This is a genomic window from Streptomyces fractus, assembly GCF_049844455.1.
Classification (GTDB): Bacteria; Actinomycetota; Actinomycetes; order Streptomycetales; family Streptomycetaceae; genus Streptomyces; species Streptomyces fractus.
The window spans coordinates 8,794,771-8,809,057 of record NZ_JBMYHI010000002.1; the positions used below are offsets into that span (position 1 = coordinate 8,794,771).

The following is a 14,287-nucleotide window of genomic DNA, read 5'->3' on the forward strand; positions in this document are numbered from 1 at the left end:
CGGAGGTCGTCATTCGAGCAGTGGGGGGCGTGTGAACGGCAGACTGTTCGGCGCGGGCGCGGCGTTGTGCGCTCTCGCCCTCGTGGGCGCGGCACCCGCACCGGCCACCTCCTCCGGGGCCCGGCACGGCGGGCTGCCGCTCGGCGCCTCCGACCTGTCCGAGACCCGCACGACGCGCACCCTCCAGCCGGGCGTCACGCTCACCCGGATCGTGCGTGGCGCCGACGCCCCCGCCATGGCGTGGACCGTCGAGGTCTCCATCCCGGGCGGCGCCGGATCGCCCGACCCGGACGCGCCACCGACCGCCCTCAAGGACGAGGTCAGCGCCGCCGAACTCGCCTCCGGCCTGCGCTCGGGCGGCTTCGAAGCCCGGTCGGAGAAGGTCACCACCGCGGCGACCGCCGACTACGCGGGCGGCACCCTCGGCTGGCGGGTCCGCGTCGGCACGTTCCCGACCGAGGCCGCCGCGACCGCCGAACGCACCCGCCTGCGCGCCGCCGGATACACCGGATCTGCCTGGTACACCGGCTGGGACGGGAACGCGGGGGACCGCGGGCCCTGGCGCGTCGACGTCCTCACCATCGACCCGAAGAAGTTCCACGGCGGCCTGAAGGCGTCGTACGGACCGGACCTGGAGAACCGCGAGACGACCAGCGCGCTCGCCGCGGCCGAGGGCGCGACGGCCGGGGTCAACGCGGGATTCTTCGTCCTCGACCCCAAGGCGGGCGCACCCGGCGACCCGGCCGGCGTCGGCGTCTACGACGGCCGCCTGCTGAGCGAGGCGGTGAACGGCCGGCCCGGCCTCGTCGTCCACGACTCGGCGCGCGGCACCGGGGTCGAGCGGTTCACCTGGCAGGGGAGCGTCCGCGCGGGCAGCACGAAGCTGCCGCTCGACGGCATCGACCGCGTCCCCGGCCTCATCCGCAACTGCGGCGGCACCGCCGACGACACCCCGACCGCCCGTCCGCTGCACGACACCACCTGCACCGACCCCGACGAACTCGTCGCGTTCACCCCGGAGTTCGGCAAGCGGACCCCGCAGGGCGAAGGCACGGAAGCCGTCCTGGACCGCACCGGCCGGGTCGTCGAGGTGCGCTCGCCGCGCGGCGGCGCCCTGCCCGCCGGAGGCCGCAGCGTCCAGGCCACCGGAACGTATACGGCCCAACTGGCGGCCCTCGCGAAGAGCGGCCAACCCCTGCGGATCCAGAGCGGGTTGAAGGACGCCGAGGGGCGCGCCGTCACCGCCTCCCGCTCGACCGGCATCCTCAACGGCGGCCCCGAACTCGTCCGCGACGGCCGCCGCCACGTCACCCCCGCCACCGACGGCATGGTCCAGCCCGGCAACCCGAGCTTCTACTACGGCTGGGTGCACAAGCGGAACCCGCGCACCCTCGCCGGCACGGACGCCGACGGTCGCACGGTGCTCGTCACCGCCGACGGCCGCGGTACCGGATCCCTCGGCCTGAGCATCAACGAGAGTGCCGACGTCGCCCGGTCCCTCGGCCTGCGGGACGCCATCAACCTCGACGGTGGCGGCTCGACCACGATGGTCGTCGACGATCAGGTGATCAACGACCCGTCCGACGCGACCGGTGAACGCCCCGTCGGGGACGCCCTGTTGGTGCTGCCCGACACCCACTGACGCACGTGCCGGACGATTCGAGGGAGCCGCCATGACCGCCGCCCTGACCCTCCGCACCAGACGCCTGCTTCTCCTCCTGGCCGCCCTGCTGCTCACTCTGGGCCCGGCCCCGTCGGCCGTCGCCGCCACGCGGGCCCGGCCCGCCGCGGAGGTCGTCGACGTCACCCAGGTCGCCGCCCGCCAGGTCGACCTCTCCGTACGCGCATCGGCCCTGGGCGGACGCACGGTGAAGGTCCGCCTGCTCACCCCCGACGGCTGGAACCCGGACGACCGCGGCAAGCACTGGCCCACCCTGTGGCTGCTGCACGGCTGCTGCGGCGACTACACGTCCTGGACGAACATGACGGACGTCGCCTCCGTCGACACCCTGCGCGACGTCCTCGTCGTGATGCCCGAGGCGGGCTGGAACGGCTGGTACAGCGACTGGTGGAACCACGGCCGGGGCGGCGACCCGGCCTGGGACACCTTCCACACCCGCGATCTGCGCCGCCTCCTGGAGAGCGACTGGGGCGCGGGCCCCCGCCGCGTCGTCGCCGGCCTCTCGATGGGCGGCCAGGGCGCGCTCCTGTACGCGGCCCGGCACCCGGGGATGTTCAAGGCGGCCGCGGCGTACTCCGGCTCCGCGCACCCGCTCCTGAACGACGAGTCGACGAGCCGGATCATGGGCTTCTTCGCCGGTCAGGGCGACGATCCCCTGCGGGTCTGGGGCGACCCCGTCGCCCAGCGCGACATCTGGGCCGCCCACGACCCGTACTACCTGGCCAAGCGCCTCACGTCGCTCCCCGTCTACCTCTCCTGCGGAGACGGCACCGCGGGCCCGCTGGACCCGCCGGGCGCCACCAACGCCCTGGAGGCCGACTTCAACCGCCAGAACCACGCCCTGGCCGCCCAGTTGAGGAAGGCAGGAGCCAAGCACCTCACCACCAATTTCTACGGCCCCGGCACCCACGCCTGGCCGTACTGGCAGCGCGAACTGCACGCGTCGCTGCCGATGCTGCTGCACGCCCTCGAGGCAGGCGATTAGCGGGGCGTCAGGCGCGCGATCCTGGCCAGCCGGCGCAGCGACTCCAGCAGGGCCTCACGGTCGTACGTACTGGTCGTCACCAGCACCTCCTGCGCCCCGCTCTCCTTGATGACCCTCTCCAGCTCGTCGGTGACCTGCTGCTCCGTGCCGACGATGTGGCCGCGCAGCCCGGCCTCGTACAGCTCCCGCTCCTTCTCGGTCATGTCGAGACCCGCGATGCGCCCGGCGGGCGGCAGCGGCGGGAACGTGCCGTGCGTGCGCGAGTGCGCCATCGACCAGGCCTCGGGGGCGAGGATCCGGCGCGCCTCCGGCTCGCTGCCCGCCACGGCGACCGTTCCGGAGATCACGACGTACGGTTCCGCGGCCCAGGGGGAGGGGCGGAACTCGGCGCGGTAGCGGTCAATGCCGCGCAGCATCTTCTCGCGGGAACGGAAGTCGCCGATCACCATCGGCAGACCGGCGTGGGCGGCGATCGAGGCGCCCTCGCCCATCGCGAGCACGAACGGCGGGACGGCCAGGCCCTCGGCGGGGCGTGCGTGCACGCGCGTGGAGGAGGTGCCGGTGAAGAACGCGAGCAGTTCGTCGAGCTGCGCCGCGAAGTCGTCGGCATCGTCCTTGTCCCGGCCGAGCGCCTTGCGGACGCCGCCCGTGAACCCGACGGAGCGGCCGAGCCCCATGTCGATCCGGCCGGGGAAGAGCGACTCGAGGACCCCGAACTGCTCGGCCACGACCAGCGGCTGGTGGTTGGGCAGCATGACGCCGCCGGTGCCGACGCGGATGGTGCGCGTCGCCGCGGCGACGGCCGCCGCGAGCACGGTCGGCGCGGAACCGGCGACGCCGGGCACGCCGTGGTGTTCCGAGACCCAAAGCCGGTGGTAGCCGAGGCGCTCCAGGTCCTGGGCCAGCGAGACGGTGTCGCGCAGCGCGTCCTGGTCGCTGTGCCCCTCGCGGGTGCGGGAGCGGTCCAGGACGGAGAAACGGGTCGATTCGATCACGGTGCTCACACCTTGGTTCAACGCCGTGGCGCCCCAGGGATTCCCGGGGCCGGCCCGCGTCCCGTCCGCCTATGGTGAACGGCATGGCCAGCGACCCGCGCCCCCTCGCCGTGTTCGATCTCGACGGCACCCTCGCCGACACCGCGCACCGGCAGCGTTTCCTGGAGCGCAGGCCGCGCGCCTGGAACGCGTTCTTCGCCGCCGCGCCGCACGATCCGCCGCTCACCGAGGGCGTCGCGCTCGTCCGCTCGTACGCGCGGGAATGCGGCGTCGTCTATCTGACCGGGCGCCCGGAGCGGTGCCGCGCCGACACCGTCGCCTGGCTCGCCGCGCACGGACTGCCCGACGGGCCGGTCCACATGCGGCGCGACGACGACCGCAGGCCGGCCCGGCGCACCAAGCTGGACGTTCTGCGCCGCCTCGCGCGCGACCGCGAGGTCCGGGTGCTCGTGGACGACGACGAGCTGGTCTGCGACGAGGCGGAGCGCGCCGGATTCACCGTCGTACGGGCACGCTGGGCGAGCACGTCGGCGGCGCTGAAGGACGCGCAGGAGCGTCAAGGGCGGACCTAGGCCCGTCGTTAGGGTCGTTTCGATCAGGCCCTGAGCGCGGGGCGTGCTCAGGCTTCGCCGTCGTCCAGGCGGAAGCCGACCTTCATGCCCACCTGGTAGTGCTCGACCTGGCCGTCGACGATCTGCCCGCGGACCTGCGTGACCTCGAACCAGTCCAGGTTGCGCAGGGTCTGCGAGGCGCGCGAGACGCCGTTGCGGATCGCCTCGTCCACGCCCTCGTGAGAGGTGCCGACGATCTCGGTGACGCGATACGTGTGGTTCGACATGCCTCCACCGTGCCGCAGGGAGACGGGGACCGCCATCCGTGTGACGCCATCGTTCACCCCGCGTAGCGGACAGGGGCCGCCGGTCATGAATGGTCTCGCCCGAACTGTCCGCGCGCGGCCCGTCCGCGCGCTCGTCCGTGAAAGAGGCTCATCTTGACTCACCGCCGACACACCCGCGCCGCTGTCCTGGCAACCCTGACCCTGATGGCCTTCGGGGCCACGGGCGCGGCGCAGGCCATCGCGTCGACGGCGGCGCCCGCGCCGTGCCACCGCTACCAGGCGACCGTCAACCGCCACCAGGACACGATCGACCGTCTCGACGCCCGGATCACGCCGGTGGAAGCGCGGATCGAGAAGCTGGAGCACGCCTACCAGGTGGCGCACGGCGCGGTGGAGTACCAGGCGACGGTCTACACCGAAGCGCGCGACTGGGTGCGGGAGTTGGAGCACGAGGACAGCTTCGACCCCAACAGCGCCGACTACGTGAAGGCCGTCAAGGACCGCGACACGGCCGAGCGGGAGCTCGCGCAGGCCCGGACGGAGGCCGCCGCGGCCTCCCAGGCGTTGAACGGCGTCGAGGTCGACCCGCAGCTGCTCGCTGAGCGCGCCCGCGCCAAGCGGCTGCTGGGCACCGCCGAGAAGCGTCTGGCGACCTGTCTGGCCAAGCAGACCGCCTGACCGCGGCGCGTTGTGACGGGAGGGTCGAGGGGTTCGGGCGGGTCGAACCCCTTGACCCTCCCGTTGGTCTATACCAAACTCCCTGAACACCCGTACGAGCCGTGTGCTCTTCCCCCACGTCGGGTCGACCTTCCCTGTCCGCAGGCAGAAAGTGACCGACGTGAACTCCCGCCGCATCGCCCTGACTTTCGGTTCCCTCCTCGCCACCGGCACGCTGCTCACCGGGTGCGGGGCCCTCCCCGGCACGGCACAGGACAAGGGGTCGGTCACCGTGTGGCTGATGCGGGGCAGTGCGTCCGAGGACTTCCTCAAACGCTTCACGCGGGACTTCGAGGCCCGGCACGACGGCGTCACGCTCGACATCCGGATCCAGGACTGGACCGGGATCGGCGCCAAGGTCACCAAGGCGCTCGACGGGAAACGCGGCGGCGAGCCCGGCGCGCCCGACGTCATCGAGGTCGGCAACACCCAGGTCCCGCAGTACGTCGAGGGGGACGGCCTGCTCGACCTCTCCCTGGAGTCCGCGCGCGACCTCGGCATGCACGACTGGCTGCCCGGCCTCGCCGAACCCGGCGTCGACGCCTCCCGGCAGTACGGCATTCCCTGGTACGCGGCCAACCGCGTCGTCATCTACAACAAGGACCTCTTCCGGCGGGCCGGCATCGACGAACCGCCCACCACGCGCGCCCAATGGCTGCACATGACCCGGGAGTTGAACTCCGGCGGCACCCAGGGCATCTACCTCGCGGGACAGGACTGGTACACGCTCTCCGGATTCATCTGGGACGAGGGCGGCCGCCTCGCCAAGGAGACCTCGGGCGTCTGGTCCGGCACCCTGGACACGCCCGCCGCGCTGCGCGGCATGGCCTTCTACCAGCAGCTCCAGGCGCTCGGCGGGGGCCCCAAGGATGCCGACGAGGAACACCCGCCGCAGGCCGAGCGGTTCGCCCGCGGCGACATCGCGCAGATCATCTCCGTGCCGGGCGCCACCCAGCGCATCCTCCAGAAGAACCCGGAACTCAAGGGCGAACTGGGCTACTTCCCGATCCCCGGCAAGACGTCGAGCAGGCCCGGGGCGGTGTTCACCGGCGGCTCCGACCTGGTCGTGCCGGCGAACACCGACGACCGCGAGGGCGCCGTGGAGGTCGTGAAGGCGCTGGCCGGAGAGAAGTGGAACACCGACCTGGCCCGCACCATGAACTACGTACCGAACAAGACCACGCTGGCCGGCGCCGTCGCGGCCGAGCCCGGAGTGGCCGCCATGGCCGTCGGCGCCGCCCACGGCAAGGCGACGCCCGGCTCGCCCCTGTGGCCGAACGTGGAGGCCGGCGACAACCCCATCAAGGAGTACATGTCCAAGGTCCTCGCCGGCGGCGACCCGGCGACGGAGGCGAAGCGGGCCTCTCGCGAGATCACCGACCGGCTCGACGAGCGGAACTAGGGCCCAACTCGCTTGCTAGCAGGGCCCGTTCAAGGTCTCTCCACCAACGACGCCACCAGGCGCGTCATCGCCGGTCGCGGGTCGGGTGCGCCCGGCCAGCTGGTCATCAGGAGATGGTGGGCGGTGCCGACGACGGCCAGGGCCACCGTGTCCGCGTCGAGGGTCCCCGCCACCCGGCCGAGCCCGCGCTCGGCCTCCAGGTAGGCGCTGACGGCCTCCTGGATCGCCGCGAAGCCGGGCGCCCCGCTCTCCAGGGCCTCGCGGACGCGCAGCGTGGCGGCGGGGCGCGTCATGGCGAGGCCCGAGATGGCGGGGCCGCCGGAGTCGAACAGCGCGAGGGCGACGTCGTGGACGTTCCCGGTGACCGTGCCCTGCCCGGCGAGCCCCGGCAGCGCCCGCGCCTTCGCCGCGGTCCGCGCGAAGCGGTCGAGGCAGAGCTCGGCCACGAACTCGTCGAGCCCCGCGAAGTGCGTGTGCAGCAGCCCCTTGGCGCAGCCCGCCTCGGTGGTGACGGACCTGCTGGTGAGCGCGCCCGGCCCGTCCCTCTGCACGACGCGCTCGGCGGCCGCGAACAGTCGCTCGCGTACGTCAGGCGTCGCCACTCCGCGCGGTGACATGGGCCCCTCTTCCGTTCCGGCTCCGCTGCCCGCGAGGGGCACGACCCCTCGGATCGTAGCCGGGATTGCCAGTTTGGGCGCATGCCCATACTGTTTGGGCATACGCCCATACTCCGTGTTCCACCCGAGGAGGCACCCATGCGGGACATCGTCAACACAGAGCAGGCGCAGGCGTGGAACGGTCCGGAAGGCGTCCACTGGGCCCGTCACCAGGACCGCTGGAACGCCGTCAACGAGGGCTTCAACGAGCCGCTCCTCGACGCCGCCGCCCTCACCGCGCACGACCGCGTCCTCGACCTCGGCTGCGGCTCCGGGCAGACCACGCGCCTCGCCGCGCTCCGGGCGCCCCAGGGGCACGCGCTGGGCCTCGACCTGTCGGACCCCATGCTGGCCGAGGCCCGCGCCCGCGCCGCACAGGAGGGCATCGCCAACGCCTCCTTCACGCAGGGCGACGCGCAGGTGCACCCCTTCGGGGCGGGCGCGTTCGACGCCGCGATCAGCCGATACGGGGTGATGTTCTACGCCGATCCGGAGGCGGCCTTCACGAACGTCGGACGGGCGCTGCGTCCTGGCGGCCGCCTGGCCTTCGTGTGTCCGGCCGACGCCGCACTCAACGACTGGGTCGCGGCGATGGCGTCCCTGCGGGACGTCCTGCCGGTCGGTGACTTCGGGCGGCCGGGGCTGCCCGGCATGTTCTCCCTCGCCTCGCCGGACCGCATCCGCGAAGTCCTCGCCGCGGCCGGGTTCACCGGCATCACCGCCAACCAGGAGCAGGCGTACGGGACATGGGGGAGCGGAGCCGGTGACGTGGCGGAGTTCCTGCTGGGTACGGGGCCCGGCCGCCACCTGATGGAGCAGGCCGACGCGAGCGCGGGCGCCCGAGCCCGCAGGGTCCTGACGGACCACCTGCGCGGGTTCGAGGCGGCGGACGGGACGGTCCGGCTGCGCAGCACGTGCTGGCTGGTCACAGCGGACCGCCCCGCCGACCCGGCGGTGGGGTTCTAGAGTGGTCAGGTTCTAAGGGAGACCGGGCTCTAGGGCAGGTCGGTCGACGCCTTGCTCAGTGAAAGTGCGAACCGTCCTTCCGTGTCCGTCCACCAGTGCTCCAACTCGAGCCCTACATCGTGCAGTTCCGCCTTCACGCCCTCCTGGCGGCACTTCGCCGAGACCTCCGTGCGCACCTCCTCGCCGTCCGCGAAGTCGACCGCGAGGCCGAGGGGCGGGATCTTCACGGTCTGCGCCGTGGTGGAGCGCAGCCGCATCTCGATCCACTCGCACTCGGCGTTCCACAGGGCGACGTGCTCGAACGCGTCCGGGCTGAAGTCGGCGCCGAGTTCGCGGTTCATCACGGACAGGACGTTCTTGTTGAACGCGGCCGTGACGCCCGCCGCGTCGTCGTACGCCGCCACCAACGTCGCCTCGTCCTTCACCAGGTCCGTGCCGAGGAGGAGGAAGTCGCCGGGCGCCAACAGGCGGCGTACCGCCGTCAGGAACGCCGCCCGCTCCTTCGGCAGCAGATTGCCGATCGTGCCGCCGAGGAAGGCGACGAGGCGCGGCCCGGGGGTCTCCGGCAGGTCGAACGCGGCCGTGAAGTCGGCGACCATGGCGTGGATGTCGAGGGCCGGGCGCTCGGCGATGAGCGTGTCCGCCGCGCCGCGCAGCGCGCTCTCGCTCACGTCCACGGGCACGTACGTCGTGAGACCGGTGAGCGCGTCGAGGAGGTGGCGCGTCTTGTCGGACGAGCCGGAGCCCAGCTCGACGAGCGTGCGCGCACCGGTCGCGGCCGCGATCTCGTGGGCGCGCGCGAGCAGGATTTCGCGCTCGGCGCGGGTCGGGTAGTACTCGGGCAACCGGGTGATCTCGTCGAAGAGTTCGCTGCCGCGCGCGTCGTAGAACCACTTCGGCGGGAGCGTCTTGGGGGTGCTGGTCAGGCCGTGCAGGACGTCGGCCCGGAGGGCGGCCTCGGTCGCGTCCTCGGGCAGGGTGCGGGTCATGCGGAACGGGCTCACGCGGAGGGCTCCTTGAGCGGGGTCAACAGGACGTCGGTGCGGCTCGCGGCGAGCAGCGTGCGGTCGGGGACCTCGATCCAGTGCGGATCGTCGTCGTAGGGCTCGGAGGCGACGACGACGGATCGGCCCGGCTCGGTGCGGTACCACAGGGTGTCGCCCCAGGCCGTGGCGGTGATCGTCTCGCCGTTGGTGAGAAGGAAGTTGAGGCGGGCGGTGGGCGCCGCCTCGGCGATCTCCAGGGTGGTGTCGGCGAGCGCCTGCGCCGCGGCGTCCTCGGAGGCACCCGCCCGCAGCCGGTGCAGCACCAGCGCCCACAGGAACGCCGCGTCGCAGCGGGCCTCCATGGTCAGCAGGTCCGTCGGCGGCAGGGTGGGCGCCAGGGAGGTCAGGGACTGCGGCCAGTTCGGCACCGCCCCGTTGTGGCTGAACAGCCAGGGGCCGGTGGCGTACGGGGCCGCCGCGGCCTCTCCGTCCGCCCCGGCGAGCGTCGCGTCACGGACCGCCGCGAGCAGCGCCCCGGAGCGGACCACGCGGGCCAGGTCCTGGTACGCCGCGTCGCCCCAGATGGGCCCGGCGCGGCGGTAACGGGCCGGCACCGGGTCGCCGTCCGCGTACCAACCCACCCCGAAACCATCGGCGTTGACCGTGCCGTGGAGCTGCCTGCGCGGCTCCCACGACTGGCGGAACAGGCTGTGCGGCGGCCGGTCGACGACCTCACCGAGCGGCACGGGCGGCCCCAGATAGGCCAGGTGACGGCACATCAGGCACGCTCCCGCGGCTCGGCGTCGCGGGCCGTGCGGAACCCGGAGAAGATCTGCCGCCGCACCGGAAGGTCCCAGTTGCGGAACGTGCCCCGGCACACCACCGCGTCCACGGCGAACGAGCCGCCCCGCAGCACCTTGTGCTCCGGCCCGAAGAACACCTCCGAATACTCGCGGTACGGATACGCCACGAAGCCCGGGTAGGGCAGGAAGTCGCTCGACGTCCACTCCCACACGTCGCCCATCAACTGCCGTACGCCGAGAGGGGATTCGCCGAGTTCGTAGCTGCCGGCCGGGGCGGGTCGCAGATGGCGCTGGCCCAGGTTCGCGCGGTCCGGCGTCGGGTCCGCGTCGCCCCACGGGTAGCGCATCGAACGGCCCGATGCCGGGTCGTGGCGGGCCGCCTTCTCCCACTCCTCCTCGGTCGGCAGCCGGCGCCCCGCCCACCGGGCGTAGGCATCGGCCTCGTACCAACTCACGTGCAGCACCGGCTCGTCCGGCGGTACGGGCTCGGTCACCCCGAACCGCCTGCGCAGCCACTGCCCGCCCTCACGGCGCCAGAACAGTGGCGCCTCCAGGTCGCGCTCGCGCACCATTGCCCAGCCGGCCGGCGCCCACCAGCGCTCCTCGCGGTAGCCGCCCTCCTCGACGAACTCCATGTACGCGGCGTTCGTCACCGGCGTCGTGTCGATGTGGAACGGCGGCACCAGACGCGTGTGCGCCGGACGTTCGTTGTCCAGGGCCCACGGCTCGGCCGTCGTGCCCATCGTGAACGGGCCGCCGGGGACGAGCACTTCGGCGGGGCCGTCGTGCGGCCGGTCCAGCGGCTCGGGGTCGGGCGCGGTGAGCGCCGCGCCTCCCTTCCTCAGCTGATGGGTGATCAGCATCGTCTCGTCGTGCTGCTGCTCGTGCTGGGCGATCATCCCGAAGGCGAAGCCCGAGCGGGTCAGGCGCTGCGCCCCCGTCGCCTCGAACGAGGCCTTCTCCAGTACGTCGAAGGCCCGGCCGCGGACGTCCGCCGCGTAGCCGCGCGCCTCCTCGGGCGCCAGCAGCGGCAGGCTCGGCCGCTCCGAGCGCGGGTGCTCGAAGGCGTCGTACAGCGGGTCGATCTCGGGACGGATCGCCTCCTGGCCCGCGACCGCGCGCAGCAGCCACTGCTCCTCCTGGTTCCCGATGTGTGCGAGATCCCAGACGAGCGGCGACATCAATGGCGAGTGCTGGGCGGTGAGTTGGTCCTCGTCCACGCAGCTCGTCAGCAGCGTCGTGCGGCGCCGGGCCGCCTCCAGGGCGTCCGCGGCGCGGCCGCGGAGCGCCTCCGGGTCCGTGGTGACGTTCTCCTCAGCGGTCATGATGTGACGGTCCTCCCCTGAGCGGGTTGTCGCGTGAGCAGGTCGAGCACGTCGTCGGCGGGGCTGCGGCCGCGGAGGACGTAGCGGTGCGTGAAGTCCGCGACGGCCTGTCGCACGTCCGGGCCCGCGCCGAGCCTCGGCAGCGCCTCCAGCGCCGTCGTGAAGCAGGCCGTGGCGGCCTCGCGCAGCTCGGGATCGGCGAGGCCGAGCCGGGCCGCGTCGCGCCAGAGCGGATTGTGCGGGGCGGGCAGCGGACCCGCCCGCTCGGCGAGCGGCTTGACCGCGCGGTACGCGGTCTCGGCGGCCTGCGGATCGTCGAACAGTGCGGTCGTCACGGCGAGCGGCACGACCCACCCGTCGTCGCCCGACTGTGCGTCGATCATGCGGAGTTCGAGGTGCCCGCGCGGGCGCACGGGCGGGAAGAGGGTGGTCACGTGGTAGTCGAGATCGGAGCGGGTGGGTGGCCTGGGCGCGCCCGTGCGCGCCCACTCCCGGAACGTCAGCCCGTCCGGCACCTGCCACGGCCCGTCGTCGGTGCGCACGCACATCACGGGCGCGTCGAGCACGTGCCGCGTCCACGCCTCGCGCGGATCGAAGTCGAGGGATACGCCGCCGGAACGGCCCACGTCGATCCGCTCCCACAGCAGCTGCCGTGTGGAGCGCCAGCCGGTCGGACGGCCGGACAGCATCGGCGAGTTGGCGAACGCGGCCACCAGGACCGCGCCCAGCAGATGTGCAAGGCGCCAGCGCCTGCCGAGTCCCTGCGGGCCCGGCTCCTCGTGCCCCGCGTCCAGACACACCTGCACGGACGCGGACGAGCACATCATGGAGCGGCCGGCGGGCCCGGCCCGGTCGAGCGATGCCTCCAGGGCGTCGTAACGGGGTTGATGGAGGACGCGCCGAGGCGGGAGCCACGGGTCGGTGCCGTGTCCCGACAGGGTGAGTCCGTGGCCGCGGAGCGCGGTGCGGACGGCGCTCAGATCGGCTCTCATGGCCGCGACGCATTCGCTGAGGCCGGCGGCGGGGAGCGAACTCAGCTCCAGCTGGCCGCCGGGTTCCACGGTGAGCGCCGAGCTCAGGGGCAGGGCGCGCAGTGCGACGTAAGCCGCGTCCAGTCGTTCGGGTGCCAAGGGGAGCCACGGCTTCAGCAGCGGGCGCGGCTCGTGCACGATCCATTCCAGCTCGACCCCGACCTTGTGCGGCGGTCCGGTCTTGAAGCAGATGCCCCGTACCAGGGCCTCCGCCTCGGCCTCGGTGATGAGCTCACCGAGCGCCGTACAGTCTCCCTCGCTCATGGGGGGATTCCTCCTGGTTCGCACGTTCTCCATGGTCCCTGGTGGGGGCCATGCCGTCGATTCGGCCCGTGGTCCGGGCCCTTCCGGGCGACGCAGATCCTCCACCCAAGACGGTTCGAGCGCCTCGCACAAGAGTGCCTCTGGACATCCCTGGGGCTTCTCCCGGACTTCTCCGGACGCAGCGAAAACCTGTTGCCCGAGCGGTCACTGTGCGTACACGATGGATTCATGAACACGACGGGGGAGACCACGGGGGAGACGACGGGGGAGGCCGCGTGAGCGCGCGACTGCGCGAGCTCGCGCGGAGCACGGAGAAGATCGTCGAGTCAGGGGAGTACGCGGGCGACGGGGGCCGCGTGGTGACGATCGGCGCCGCGGTGGCGCGGGCGCGGGCGGGCACCAGGATGTACGGGCCCGACCCGGTGCCCGTGCCCGTACCCGTGTCTGCACCTGTGCCGCCGATATCGCCCGTGGACCGGGAATGGGTCGAGGTCACGGGCGAGAGCAGCCTGGAGGCGGCCCGCCGCATGACGGAGGAGCGGCCGCAGCCGGTGGCCGTCCTGAACTTCGCCTCGGCGCGCAACCCGGGAGGCGGGTACCTGAACGGGGCGCAGGCACAGGAGGAGGCGCTCTGCCGCTGCTCCGCGCTGTACGCGTGCCTGATCGGGGTGCCCGGGTTCTACGCCCACCACCGCGAGCACCGCGACGCGTTCTACACCGACCGCGTCATTCACGCGCCGGGAGTCCCGGTGTTCCGCGACGACCGGGGCCGGCTGCTCGACGCGCCGTTCGAGGCGGGCTTCCTGACGTCACCCGCGCCGAACGCGGGAGTGATCGCGCAGCGCACCCCGGAGCGGGTGCACGAGATACCCGCGGCCCTGGCAGCGCGCGCCGAGCGGGTACTGGAGGTCGCGGCGGCCGAGGGGTACCGCAGGCTCGTCCTCGGGGCCTGGGGCTGCGGGGTGTTCCGCAACGACCCGGGGCAGGTGGCCGAGGCCTTCCGTGCCCTGCTCGAAGGGCGATTCGCGGGCCGCTTCGAGCAGGTCGTGTTCGCCGTCCTCGACCGGGCGGAGGGCGCGCCCACCCGCTCCGCGTTCGAGCGCGCCTTCAGACGGCCCGATCAGCGCCAGCCGTAGCGCTCCCGCAGCCGCAGAACCACCGTGTTGAACCGGCCGCGGTCCAGGGCGCACGCCTCGCGGCGCATGCCCTTCTCGTGCACGCGCAGCACCCGGTCCAGGTCCACCCACGAGTCCCGGCCCTCCCGGTCCCAGGGACCCGAGCCGAGCGCCACCCACTCGCGGTCGCCGTCGTGCCGCTTGCTGGACAGCTGCACCGCCAGCAGCGTGCCGGCCGCCTCCCGGGCGACCACGAGCACCGGGCGGTCCTTGCCGCGCCCGTCGTTCTCCTCGTACGGCACCCACGTCCACACGATCTCGCCGGGGTCCGGATCGCCGTCGTGCGCGGGCGCGTACTCGGTGTGCACCGTGCCGACCCGTGTCGGCTCGGCCTCCACCGTGGCCGTCGCGCCGCCGCGGCCGGGGTGTTCGTATGCGGGGTCATCCGTGTAGGCAGTCACGCGGGTCACGTTAGACGCCGACCGGCCCAATCCCTGCGGCGGGTACGCCGCATGGACCGCAG

Annotated in this window: 15 protein-coding genes; 7 read left to right on the forward strand and 8 right to left on the reverse strand. The window is 73.0% G+C overall.

From position 1 onward, the window contains the following. Positions 1–31: 31 nt before the first annotated feature. Both ACP4E5_RS42060 and ACP4E5_RS42065 read left to right on the forward strand, forming a co-directional pair. On the forward strand, positions 32–1,642 hold the full coding sequence (locus tag ACP4E5_RS42060; protein ID WP_425839196.1) for a phosphodiester glycosidase family protein: 1,611 nt from the start codon (positions 32–34) through the stop codon (positions 1,640–1,642). A gap of 31 nt (positions 1,643–1,673) precedes the next feature. Then, on the forward strand, positions 1,674–2,666 hold the full coding sequence (locus ACP4E5_RS42065) for an alpha/beta hydrolase (protein ID WP_425839199.1): 993 nt from the start codon (positions 1,674–1,676) through the stop codon (positions 2,664–2,666). Here ACP4E5_RS42065 and ACP4E5_RS42070 read toward each other — a convergent pair. After that, positions 2,663–3,670: an MsnO8 family LLM class oxidoreductase gene (locus tag ACP4E5_RS42070; RefSeq protein ID WP_425839201.1), complete on the reverse strand. Its 1,008-nt coding sequence runs from the start codon at positions 3,668–3,670 to the stop codon at positions 2,663–2,665. The genes ACP4E5_RS42065 and ACP4E5_RS42070 overlap by 4 nt on opposite strands. Positions 3,671–3,744: 74 nt before the next feature. Here ACP4E5_RS42070 and ACP4E5_RS42075 point away from each other — a divergent pair, with 74 nt between their 5' ends. Then, a complete protein-coding gene (locus tag ACP4E5_RS42075) occupies positions 3,745–4,233 on the forward strand; it encodes a phosphatase domain-containing protein (protein ID WP_425839204.1) in 489 nt (162 codons plus the stop codon). A gap of 47 nt (positions 4,234–4,280) precedes the next feature. Here the strand turns inward: ACP4E5_RS42075 and ACP4E5_RS42080 are convergent, their stop codons facing one another. After that, positions 4,281–4,499, reverse strand: coding sequence for a dodecin (locus ACP4E5_RS42080; protein WP_425839206.1), 219 nt, complete (start codon positions 4,497–4,499; stop codon positions 4,281–4,283). A 153-nt stretch (positions 4,500–4,652) separates the two neighbouring features. Between ACP4E5_RS42080 and ACP4E5_RS42085 the strand changes: the two genes are divergently transcribed. Together ACP4E5_RS42085 and ACP4E5_RS42090 are read left to right on the forward strand one after the other, a co-directional pair. Then, entirely contained in the window at positions 4,653–5,177 is a 525-nt protein-coding gene (locus ACP4E5_RS42085; RefSeq protein ID WP_425839209.1) for a hypothetical protein, read from the forward strand. A gap of 160 nt (positions 5,178–5,337) precedes the next feature. Then, a complete protein-coding gene (locus ACP4E5_RS42090; RefSeq protein WP_425839212.1) occupies positions 5,338–6,618 on the forward strand; it encodes an extracellular solute-binding protein in 1,281 nt (426 codons plus the stop codon). Between the two features lie 29 nt (positions 6,619–6,647). On the opposite strand, the gene ACP4E5_RS42095 is transcribed toward ACP4E5_RS42090, so the two are convergent. Then, positions 6,648–7,235 carry a TetR family transcriptional regulator gene (locus ACP4E5_RS42095; protein WP_425839215.1) on the reverse strand — a complete coding sequence of 196 codons (588 nt, stop codon included), beginning with the start codon at positions 7,233–7,235 and terminating at the stop codon, positions 6,648–6,650. A gap of 138 nt (positions 7,236–7,373) precedes the next feature. Between ACP4E5_RS42095 and ACP4E5_RS42100 the strand changes: the two genes are divergently transcribed. Next, positions 7,374–8,240, forward strand: coding sequence for a class I SAM-dependent methyltransferase (locus tag ACP4E5_RS42100; RefSeq protein WP_425839218.1), 867 nt, complete (start codon positions 7,374–7,376; stop codon positions 8,238–8,240). Positions 8,241–8,269: 29 nt separating this feature from the next. On the opposite strand, the gene egtD is transcribed toward ACP4E5_RS42100, so the two are convergent. Genes egtD through egtA form a run of 4 tightly spaced genes read right to left on the reverse strand, consistent with a single transcriptional unit; the run spans position 8,270 to position 12,649 of the window. Continuing rightward, entirely contained in the window at positions 8,270–9,244 is a 975-nt protein-coding gene (egtD, locus tag ACP4E5_RS42105; protein ID WP_425839221.1) for an L-histidine N(alpha)-methyltransferase, read from the reverse strand. Continuing rightward, positions 9,241–10,005: an ergothioneine biosynthesis protein EgtC gene (gene egtC, locus ACP4E5_RS42110; protein ID WP_425839224.1), complete on the reverse strand. Its 765-nt coding sequence runs from the start codon at positions 10,003–10,005 to the stop codon at positions 9,241–9,243. The genes egtD and egtC overlap by 4 nt, the downstream gene beginning before the upstream one ends. Continuing rightward, complete coding sequence (egtB, locus tag ACP4E5_RS42115; protein WP_425839227.1) at positions 10,005–11,354, reverse strand: ergothioneine biosynthesis protein EgtB; 1,350 nt, start codon at positions 11,352–11,354, stop codon at positions 10,005–10,007. The genes egtC and egtB overlap by 1 nt, the downstream gene beginning before the upstream one ends. Continuing rightward, complete coding sequence (gene egtA, locus ACP4E5_RS42120) at positions 11,351–12,649, reverse strand: ergothioneine biosynthesis glutamate--cysteine ligase EgtA (RefSeq protein ID WP_425839230.1); 1,299 nt, start codon at positions 12,647–12,649, stop codon at positions 11,351–11,353. The genes egtB and egtA overlap by 4 nt, the downstream gene beginning before the upstream one ends. 275 nt (positions 12,650–12,924) lie before the next feature. Between egtA and ACP4E5_RS42125 the strand changes: the two genes are divergently transcribed. Next, positions 12,925–13,785, forward strand: a complete 861-nt coding sequence (locus ACP4E5_RS42125; protein ID WP_425839233.1) for a TIGR02452 family protein — start codon at positions 12,925–12,927, stop codon at positions 13,783–13,785. On the opposite strand, the gene ACP4E5_RS42130 is transcribed toward ACP4E5_RS42125, so the two are convergent. Continuing rightward, complete coding sequence (locus ACP4E5_RS42130) at positions 13,770–14,225, reverse strand: type II toxin-antitoxin system PemK/MazF family toxin (protein ID WP_425839236.1); 456 nt, start codon at positions 14,223–14,225, stop codon at positions 13,770–13,772. The two genes, ACP4E5_RS42125 and ACP4E5_RS42130, sit on opposite strands and share 16 nt — an antisense overlap. Positions 14,226–14,287: the final 62 nt, after the last annotated feature.